This is a genomic window from Xanthobacter autotrophicus (genome assembly GCF_029991245.1).
Lineage (GTDB): Bacteria > Pseudomonadota > Alphaproteobacteria > Rhizobiales > Xanthobacteraceae > Xanthobacter > Xanthobacter autotrophicus_C.
On the sequence record NZ_JAIVFO010000171.1, the window covers coordinates 1 to 8,703 of the forward strand.

8 protein-coding genes and 2 pseudogenes are annotated in these 8,703 nt (G+C 66.4%); 4 read left to right on the forward strand and 6 right to left on the reverse strand.

Annotation, left to right across the window (positions count from 1 at the left end):
• Positions 1–132, forward strand: a pseudogene (locus K9U41_RS20190) (IS481 family transposase); the annotation flags it as partial.
• On the opposite strand, the gene K9U41_RS20195 reads toward K9U41_RS20190, so the two are convergent.
• The 4 genes and pseudogenes from K9U41_RS20195 to rfbC all read right to left on the reverse strand — a co-directional run.
• The gene (locus tag K9U41_RS20195; protein WP_282642648.1) at positions 129–902 is read right to left on the reverse strand and encodes a ferredoxin--NADP reductase; all 774 of its coding nucleotides are present in this window, start codon (positions 900–902) and stop codon (positions 129–131) included. The pseudogene K9U41_RS20190 and the gene K9U41_RS20195 sit on opposite strands and share 4 nt — an antisense overlap.
• Before the next feature lie 179 nt (positions 903–1,081).
• Positions 1,082–1,993 (reverse strand): dTDP-4-dehydrorhamnose reductase, encoded by a 912-nt coding sequence (gene rfbD, locus K9U41_RS20200; protein ID WP_282642649.1) that lies wholly within the window; start codon positions 1,991–1,993, stop codon positions 1,082–1,084.
• Positions 1,990–2,199, reverse strand: coding sequence for an NAD-dependent epimerase/dehydratase family protein (locus K9U41_RS20205; RefSeq protein WP_282642650.1), 210 nt, complete (start codon positions 2,197–2,199; stop codon positions 1,990–1,992). The genes rfbD and K9U41_RS20205 overlap by 4 nt, the downstream gene beginning before the upstream one ends.
• Positions 2,200–2,341: 142 nt before the next feature.
• Positions 2,342–2,802 (reverse strand): annotated as a pseudogene (gene rfbC / locus K9U41_RS24000) (dTDP-4-dehydrorhamnose 3,5-epimerase); the annotation flags it as partial.
• Positions 2,803–3,007: 205 nt separating this feature from the next.
• Here rfbC and K9U41_RS20215 point away from each other — a divergent pair.
• Positions 3,008–4,156, forward strand: a complete 1,149-nt coding sequence (locus K9U41_RS20215; RefSeq protein WP_282642651.1) for an AGE family epimerase/isomerase — start codon at positions 3,008–3,010, stop codon at positions 4,154–4,156.
• Positions 4,157–4,189: 33 nt separating this feature from the next.
• Here the strand turns inward: K9U41_RS20215 and K9U41_RS20220 are convergent, their stop codons facing one another.
• Positions 4,190–5,614 (reverse strand): mannose-1-phosphate guanylyltransferase/mannose-6-phosphate isomerase, encoded by a 1,425-nt coding sequence (locus K9U41_RS20220; protein WP_282642652.1) that lies wholly within the window; start codon positions 5,612–5,614, stop codon positions 4,190–4,192.
• Between the two features lie 271 nt (positions 5,615–5,885).
• Positions 5,886–7,202 carry a UDP-glucose dehydrogenase family protein gene (locus tag K9U41_RS20225; RefSeq protein ID WP_282642653.1) on the reverse strand — a complete coding sequence of 439 codons (1,317 nt, stop codon included), beginning with the start codon at positions 7,200–7,202 and terminating at the stop codon, positions 5,886–5,888.
• Between the two features lie 547 nt (positions 7,203–7,749).
• Between K9U41_RS20225 and K9U41_RS20230 the strand changes: the two genes are divergently transcribed.
• Positions 7,750–8,199: a Wzz/FepE/Etk N-terminal domain-containing protein gene (locus K9U41_RS20230; RefSeq protein ID WP_282642654.1), complete on the forward strand. Its 450-nt coding sequence runs from the start codon at positions 7,750–7,752 to the stop codon at positions 8,197–8,199.
• Between the two features lie 87 nt (positions 8,200–8,286).
• On the forward strand, positions 8,287–8,469 hold the full coding sequence (locus K9U41_RS20235; protein WP_282642655.1) for a hypothetical protein: 183 nt from the start codon (positions 8,287–8,289) through the stop codon (positions 8,467–8,469).
• The last annotated feature ends 234 nt before the right edge of the window (positions 8,470–8,703 follow it).

An 8,703-nucleotide genomic window follows, 5' to 3' on the forward strand; every position in this document is an offset into this window, starting at 1 on the left:
TACAGCTTCGCCCGGCGCCTCAAGACCCTGAAGGGTCTCACGCCCTACGAGTTCATCTGCAAACGTTGGACGATCGAGCCCGAAAATTTCACGCTCAATCCAACCCACCAAATGCCGGGACTAAACACCTAGCGCTCCACGAAGGCCTTTTCGATGACATAGTGGCCGGGCGCCGACTGGCTGCCCTCGGCGAAGCCGCGCTGCTCCAGCAAATCCACCACCTCCTTCAGCATCTGCGGGCTGCCGCAGAGCATCAGGCGGTCTTCTTCCGGGGATATCGCCGGTACTCCGATATCGGCGAACAGCTTGCCCGAATTGATGAGGTCGGTGATGCGGCCCTGGTTGCGGAACGGCTCGCGGGTCACGGTCGGGTAGTAGATGAGCTTGTTGCGCACCTCCTCCCCGAGGAACTCGTGGTTCAGCAGGTCCTTGGTGAGGAATTCGTCGTAGGCGAGCTCGGCGACCGTGCGGGTGCCGTGGATCAGGATCACCTTCTCGAAGCGCTCATAGGCCTCCGGGTCCTTCACCACCGACAGGAAGGGGGCAAGGCCGGTGCCGGTGGAGAGAAGGTAGAGCCGCTTGCCGGGCAACAGGCTGTCCTGCACCAGGGTGCCCGTAGGCTTGCGACCCACCAGGAGCTTGTCGCCCACCTTCAGGTGCTGGAGCCGGGATGTGAGGGGGCCGTTCTGCACCTTGATGGAGAAGAACTGCAGGTCCGGCTCGTAATTGGCGCTGGCCATGGAATAGGCGCGCAGCAGCGGCTTGCCGTCCACCTTGAGGCCGATCATTGTGAACTGGCCGTTGAGGAACCTGAGGCCCGGATCGCGGGTGCAGGTGAAGGAGAAGAGGGTGTCGGTCCAGTGGCGGACGCTGGTGACGGTCTCTTCGTTGAAATTGCTCATCTTCAAAATCCGGTCACGGCACACCCCGAAGCGCGCCCGAAACGGCGACGGCCACATGAGGCTGTAGGGAGACGCGCTCACCCTACAGGATGTGGCCACGGTTCAAAAGTGCGACCGCGTGTCCTCCATCGCGGCTCCAGATGGGGCCCCGGCGATGCCGCCGGCGAGGATGATCTGCTTCAGGAGGCTTCCACGGGGACCTCGGCCGGCTTGCCCTGCGTGAGGAGCGCATCCACCACCTCGCTCACGCGCTGCTCCCAGGGGAGGGCCCGCACGCCGAAACTGCGCTCGAACAAGTCGCTGGCCAGTTCCGAGTTCTTCGGCCGCTTCGCCGGCGTGGGGTAGTCGGCGGTGGTGATGGGGGAAATCTGCGGCTTGCGGCCGGTGTGCCCGGCCGCCGCCGCGACGATGGCGCTGGCAAAGCCATGCCAGCTGGTCGCGCCGGTTCCGGCGAAATGATAGGTGCCCCAGCGGGCGTCACCACGCGCCGCAGCGTCCGCTGCCGCCAGCACCGCCTCGGCGAGGTCGCGCGTGGCGGTGGGGCAGCCGCGCTGGTCGCTCACCACCTTCAGCAGGTCCTGCTCGGCGGCGAGCCGCAGCATGGTCTTCAGGAAATTGTTGCCGTGGGCGCCATAGACCCACGAGGTGCGCACGATGACGTGCCGCTCGCTGGCCGCACGCACGGCGGCCTCGCCGGCGGCCTTGGTGCGGCCGTAGACGCCCAGCGGGGCGATGGGGTCCGCCTCCACATAGGCACCGGTCTTGGTGCCATCGAACACATAGTCGGTGGAGACCTGGACCAGGGGCGTGCGGTAGCGCGCGCAGCGCTCGGCGATGAGGCCAGGGGCGAAGGCGTTGATGCGGGCCGCCAGCTCCGGCTCGGTCTCGGCCTTGTCCACGGCGGTATAGGCGGCCGCGTTGATGAGCGCGTCGGGCCGCACCGCCTCGATCGCCCGGGCCACCGCCACCGGATCGGCGATGTCCAGGGCATCATGGCCGAGGCCGACGAGATCGATGCCGCACGCGGCGGCAAGCCCTGTCACCTCGCGCCCGAGCTGGCCGCCAGCGCCGAACAGAAGGATGCGCGTCACGATGCAAGCTCCAGCCTGGAGGAATCGTTCGTGGTGGCGCGGAGGATGCGCGCGACACCGATTCTCCGCTGCTCGCGGGCGCAGTCCATCTGGACGGCCGCACCGGCGAGCGTGTCGAAGGCGAGGACGTGGCATCCGTCACCCATGAGGTGGTGCACCACCGCCGAGCCGAAGAAGCCGGCTCCTCCTGTCATCCGTACACGCATGCCGTCCCCCTTCACCATTGCAACTGCCGCCCCGCCACCGGCCGCAGCTTCATCCGCCCGTATGGACGAACGGGCTTTGGAAATCCTTGAGGCGCGGCAAAATCCGGTCCTTGTCGGAGGGGCTGGTCTCGCCGTCGAAGCCCCACTGGATGGCGAGGTCGGGGTCGTTCCAGATGATCCCGCGTTCGCTCGCCCGGTTGTAAAATGCGTCTACCTTATAGGCGACCCACGTGTCCGGGACGAGGGTGCAGAAACCCTGGGGCACGAACATCTGTTCCCCGCACTCGGCAGTGAGGCGCGCCCCGGCCCAGCGGCCGTAGGTGGGCGAGCCCTTGCGCACGTCCACCGCCACGTCGAAGATGGCGCCGCTCAGCACCCGCACCAGCTTGGCCTGGGCGAAGGGGGGCGCCTGCATGTGAGGCCGCGCACCGTGCCCGGCAAGGCCGACAGCGATTCGTTGTCCTGCACGAAATCGGCGGCGATCCCATGCGCCGCATAGAGCGGCTTGACGTAGGTCTCGCAGAAATAGCCGCGCGCATCGCTGAAGCGATGCGGCGTCACGAGAATTACCTCTGGCAGGTCGAGCGCTTGAAAGGCTTTCATGGCGCGCTTCTAGGATTGCTGCACGGCGAAGGCAACGGCGCGGTGGGCAAGGGATGTGCCTGCGCCGATTTGGGTACCGAGCGGCAATCGCCGGCGATTTGGCTTGCGGCACTTTGTCGGCCCGCATCTCCTCTGGCCGAACCGCCTTCGCGTTGTGATGGCCGCCGGGCTAATGTGCCGACCATTGAGGTATGGGGTGATGGCGATGGCCCTTTTGGAAGCGCAGGCCCGTTGGGCGCGTGAGTGGCTGTTCGATGCGGCGTTACCGCTGTGGTGGACCGTGGGGGCCGATCCGGCCGGCGGCTTTCACGAGAAGATCGCGCAGGACGGCTCGCCGGTGGCCGCGTCCCGCCGCCTGAGGGTACAGGCCCGCCAAGCCTATGCTTATATGGAGGGCGGCCGGCTGGGGTGGGACGGCCCCTGGCGGGAGGCCGCACGGCACGGCCTCGATTTCCTGCTGGCCCATTACCGCCGGCCCGACGGGCTGTTCCGCACCCTGGTCGCGCCCGACGGCCGGCCCCTCGACGAAACCGCGGACCTCTACGACCAAGCCTTCGTCCTGTTCGCGCTGGCCCATGCCCACACCGCCGGCCTCGGCGGCGATGAACTCGTCGCGACCGCCCGCGCGCTGGCGACGCAGCTTCAGGCCGAGCGCGGCCATCCCGCCGGCGGCTTCGAGGAGGCACGCCCGCGCGTGCTGCCCCTGCGCTCCAACCCCCACATGCATCTGCTGGAAGCCAACCTCGCCTGGGTGGCGGCCGGCGTGGCGGACCCCTTCGCGGACGTGGCGCGTGGCATCGTCGCCCTTGCTTCGAAGCGCCTCATCGATTCCGAAAGCGGCGCCATCGGCGAATATTATGACGGCGACTGGCGCTTCGCCGCTGGCGAATCAGGCGGCGTACGCGAGCCCGGCCACCAGTTCGAATGGGCTTACCTGCTCGATCACGTCAGCCCGGTGCTAGGTCTGGACCATCGCGCGGCAAGCCGGCGCATGTATGGGTTCGGGGCGCGCTTCGGCATCGATCCGGCGCGCAAGGCAGCGGTGTTTGCGCTGGATGCGACGGGGCAGGTGAGCGATCCGAGGGCGCGGCTCTGGGCGCAGACGGAGCGCCTGCGCACGGCCCTGATCTTCGCCGCGGCCGAGAGCGATGCCGCGAGCCGCACCGACTACGTGGCCGCGGCCGAGGAGGCCTTCGCGGCGCTGCAGGCGTATCTGGATGTTCCGGTGCGAGGCCTGTGGCACGACCAGTGGCTGGCCGACGGTAGCTTTGTGGCGGAGGCCGCACCTGCCTCTTCCTTCTACCACATCCTCTCGGCCCTGGCGGTGCTGCTGAAGGCGGGCGGGGCCGCCTGAGGGCCCGAACCCTGCCGCCCCCGGCGCGCCCGCTCAGGCGCGCTGGTAGATGTCCTCGAAGCGATGGATGTCGTCCTCGCCGAGGTAGGAGCCGGTCTGCACCTCGATCAGCTCCAGCGGAATGCGGCCGGGATTGCCGAGCCGGTGCACGCTGCCGATGTGGATGTAGGTGGATTCGTTCTCGTGCACGGTGTAGCTGCGATCCGCCACCGTCACCTCGGCGGTGCCGCGGACCACCACCCAGTGCTCGGCCCGGTGATGGTGCTTCTGCAGGGACAGGACGCCGCCCGGCTCCACCACGATCTTCTTCACCTGGAAGCGATCGCCCTTGCACACCGTCTGGTAGGTGCCCCAGGGCCGGTGGATGGTGAGGTGCTCCTCCACTTCCTTGCGGTTGGAGTCCTTGAGCGCCGAGACCAGGGCCTTCACGTCCTGGCTGCGATTGGAAGGCATCACCAGGACCGCATCCTCGGTGGCGATGACCGAGACGCCGTCGAGGCCGATGGCCGTCACCAGAGGGCCGTCCGAGCGCACGAAGGAATTGCTGCTGTCGAGCAGCTGCACCATGCCCACGGTGACATTGCCCCTCTCGTCCTGGTTGCCGATCTCGTGCAGGGCATCCCACGAACCCACGTCCGACCAGCCGAAGCTGCCGCGCACCACCGCGGCGTGGCGGGTACGCTCCAACACCGCGAAGTCGATGGACTTGGTCGGCGAGGACTTGAAGGCAACCGGATCGAGTCGCAGGAAGCCGAGGTCGGATTTGGCCTCGGCGACGGCCGCGCGGGCGGCGTCGGCGATGGCCGGCTCGAACACGTCCGCCTCCGTCAGCAGCAGCCCCGCCGGAAAGAGGAAGTTGCCCGAGTTCCAGAGGTAGCCGGCTTCCACATAGCGCTCGGCGGTGGGGCGATCCGGCTTCTCGACGAAGGAATCCACGTCGTAGGACCCGCGCTCGTCGATCTTGGCGCCGAGGCGAATGTAGCCGTAGCTGGTGCGCGGCTCGGTGGGCTCGATGCCGAAGGTGACGATGCGGCCGAGGCGGGCGGCGTCGGCGCCGATCTCCACGGTCTTCACGAAGCCGGCGGGATCGAGCACCACATGGTCGGAGGCGAGCGCCAGCACCAGCGTCTCGGGGCCATAGGTCTCGGCCACCCACACGGCGGCGGCGATGAGGGCCGGCGCGCTGTCGCGCCGCGCCGGCTCCAGCATGACGGTGGCGTCGATGCCGATGGCGCGCGCCTGGCGCTGGGCGAAGAAGCGGAACTCCTCGTTGGCCACCACCACCGGATTGGCGAACACCGGGCCCGGCGCCGCGCGCAGCAGCGTGTCCTGGAACATGGTGTTCTCGGTGGCGAGGGGCAGGAACTGCTTCGGCAGGCTGTTGCGTGAGAGCGGCCAGAGGCGGGTTCCGGAGCCGCCGGCCAGAATGACCGGGACGATCTTTCCGCCGACCGCCATCGGGGACTCGGTGGACGAAGTGGTCATGGCGCGGGCCTCAAGCTGGGTTAAGGTCACGTTGCTACAAGCAACTGGCGTGGTCCACAAAGAAGTGTCCCGAGGCCTTCGCCGGGCAGCTGCAAAAACCGCTGCCCGGACTGGCGCGAGATCTGCCCGAGCTGCTGGAGCCCGAGCAGCAAATCCGCTTCCTGGCCTGGGCGGAAGCACGGTTGACCGTCCGGATCGCGATAGAATCCGGCCGGAACGTCCTCCGGCGTCCGCGACCTAGGCTTCAGGCGTCGGCGAGGCCGCGCCCGACGCCGCTGTACTTGAAGCCGAGGCCCGCCATCTCTTCGGGGCGGTAGATGTTGCGCAGGTCCACCACCACCGGTTGGGCCATCATCGACTGGATGCGCTTGAGGTCGAGGGCGCGGAAGGCGTCCCATTCGGTGACGATGACCAGGGCGTCGGCCCCGTCCGCCGCCTGATAGGGGCTGTCCACATAGTCGACGTTGCCGAGCACCAGCTTGGCCTGCTCGACGCCTTCGGGATCGTGCGCCCTGATGATGGCGCCGGCATCCTGGAGCGCGGTGATGATGGCGATCGACGGGGCATCGCGCATGTCGTCGGTGTTGGGCTTGAAGGTGAGGCCCAGCACGCCGACGGTCTTGCCGCGCACCGAACCGCCGAGCGCGGCGATGACCTTGCGGGCCATGGCGCGCTTGCGCTGGTCATTCACCGAAACCACCGTCTCCACGATGCGGATGGGCGCATCATAGTCCTGGGCGGTCTTGATGAGGGCGAGAGTATCCTTCGGGAAGCAGGAGCCGCCATAGCCGGGGCCGGCGTGCAGGAACTTGGAGCCGATGCGGTTGTCGAGGCCGATGCCGCGGGCCACGTCCTGCACGTTGCCGCCGACCTTCTCGCACAGGTCCGCGATCTCGTTGATGAAGGTGATCTTGGTGGCAAGGAAGGCATTGGCCGCATACTTGATCAACTCCGCCGTGCGGCGAGACGTGAACAGCAGCGGCGACTGGTTGAGGAAGAGCGGACGGTAGAGGTTGGTCATCACCTCCTTGGCGCGCTCCTCGTCGGTGCCCACCACGATGCGGTCGGGCCGCTTGAAGTCGATGATGGCGGCGCCTTCGCGCAGGAACTCGGGATTGGAGACCACCGAAAACTCGGCGTCGGGCCGGGTCTCGCGGATGATGCGCTCCACCTCGTCGCCGGTCCCCACCGGCACAGTGGATTTGGTGACGATCACCGTATAACCCGTGATCGCGCTGGCGATGTCGCGCGCAGCCTGGTGCACATAGGAGAGGTCGGCATGGCCGTCGCCACGGCGCGAGGGCGTGCCCACCGCGATGAACACCGCTTCGGCGTCGGCAACGCCTTCGGCGAGGCTGGTCGTGAAGAACAGCCGCTCGGCCTTCACGTTCGACGCCACGAGATCGTCGAGGCCAGGCTCGAAGATCGGGATTTCACCGCGCTTTAGGGCGGCAATCTTGCCCTCGTGCGTATCGATGCACGTTACCGTATGGCCGAAATCCGCAAAGCACGCGCCGGAGACCAAGCCCACATAGCCCGCTCCGATCATGGTCACACGCATGGCCCAGCCCTGTCTTGTGCAACTTTCGCCCTAAGGCTCCGGTCGCATGTTGCATCGCAACAGGGATTAGCCCCCCGTGGGCCAAATCTCAATGGATTTTTGCCCGTCGCAGTCCATTGGGAAGCGACCTCAGCGACGCACCCTCCACCGTCCGCGCTCGACGCGTGCATCCGTGAAAGACGCGCGCGCAGGTGGTTCCCCGCAGTGCGCCAGAAATTTCAGTCAAGCTCCCGATCTCGCTGCCAGCCAGAAAGGCGATTTTCGAGCAAATGCTCAAAAATACATCTGAAATCGCGATCGGGCCGCGATCCTGCGTCTCATTTCGCATCGCGGAAGCGCCTGCGACACAACCGCCGACTGGATGGGCGCAACCCGTGCGCCGTTTGCAGTGCGGAAACTGCGTGGAACAGGGCCCCCACGCGAACTTTTTTGCCCGAAACGTGCCAAGATACCGCCTGTGTGCGCTGCAGCGCTGGCCTTCGCGGCGGGGGTGCGCTAACGTGCTGCCCGAGAGTTGATGTCTAGTGTAGCCACGAGGGGTCGTATCGTGCCGCAGTCTCCGAAAAGGTCGAGCGGAGGGCTTCGCTACGAAGGTAGCTCTCAAAGCGAGAGTGCCATTCCTTCCATCGATTTCTCCGGCATGCGGGCGGCCGTGCGTCGGCAGATGCGGCCAGTCCTGATCGGGGTCTTCATCGGCGCCACGCTGGGCTTGGTGTATTTCATCGCGAAGACGTCAGTCTATTTTGCCGGTACACAGCTGCTTCTCGACAGCAAGTCCAGGGTCAATGACGAGGTTGCAGTAACCGCCTTGTCGGAGTTGGGTCTCGACACCGGCGCTGTGGACAGCCAGGTGGAAGTGCTGAAGTCCATGAACATCGCCAACTCGGTGATTGCCAAGATTGGAATCGATCGGGTTCTGGACGACGACAATGTGCAGTCGCTCGCGGCGAGCGGGATCTCCGCGGTGAAATCCGGCATCCGCGCCGTCAAGGAATAGATCCTTCCCCCGCCCAAGCTGACCTCCGAAAAACTGGACGCGGCTCAGCGCGAGGCGGCTTTTATCTACCTGACCAACAATCTGTCGTTGAAGCGCGTCGGCCGCACGTATGTGATCGAGATTGGCTTTACATCGACCCAGGCCTACAAGGCGGCGCAGATTGCGAATGTCTACACCCAAGCCCATGTGGACGACCAGTTTTCCGCCAATTTCGACGCGACGCGCCGGGCCAGCGACTGGCTGCTGCCGCGCATCCAGGATTGTGCCTGAAGGCCATCGAGGCCGATCTCGCGGTCCAGAGCTCCGCGGCGAGAAGGGGCTGATCACCACATCCACCGGTTCGCTGGTCAACGAGCAGCAGGTCGGCGAGATCAACATGTCAAACGGTGTTGGAAGGGGACCCCGGATCGGCATCCAAGAAGGAACCCCCTTTGGCTTTTGATCGACGCTGCCGTTGTGGAACGGCACGGAGCCGTAGGCGGAGTGGCGTTCCACAACGGCCTT